The sequence below is a fragment of the Corallococcus carmarthensis genome (genome assembly GCF_003611695.1).
In the GTDB taxonomy this organism is placed as follows: Bacteria; Myxococcota; Myxococcia; order Myxococcales; family Myxococcaceae; genus Corallococcus; species Corallococcus carmarthensis.
This window is the reverse complement of record NZ_RAWE01000518.1, coordinates 1-356: the sequence shown is the minus strand read 5'-3', so window position 1 is coordinate 356 and position 356 is coordinate 1. Positions and strand designations below refer to the sequence as shown.

Sequence of the window (356 nt, the reverse complement as noted above, 5' to 3'; positions counted from 1 at the left end):
CTCACCGCGGGCGTCGCCTTCGACGCCTCCACCTGGGAGGTGTGGCCCTCCCTGGCCTCTGGCGCATGCCTCGTCGTCCCTCCGGATGCCGCGCGCGCGGAGCCCGCCCAACTGCTCCAGTGGATGGCCCGCGAAGCCATCACCACCTGCTTCATGCCGACGCCGCTCGCCGAAGCCGTGCTGCGCGAAGAATGGCCCCGCCCCATGGCCCTCCGCGCCCTGCTGACGGGTGGAGACGCCCTGCACCACGGCCCGCCTGCCTCCGTACCCGCCTCACTCTTCAATCACTACGGGCCCACCGAGAGCACCGTCGTCGCCACCTTCACTCCCGTCCCGCCCGCCACACGTGACGACGG

The 356-nt window shown here is 72.2% G+C and carries 1 protein-coding gene; it reads left to right on the top strand.

The genetic code is table 11. From position 1 onward, the window contains the following. The coding region (locus tag D7X32_RS44760; protein ID WP_147450551.1) for an AMP-binding protein at window positions 1–356 on the top strand (356 nt) is incomplete at both ends.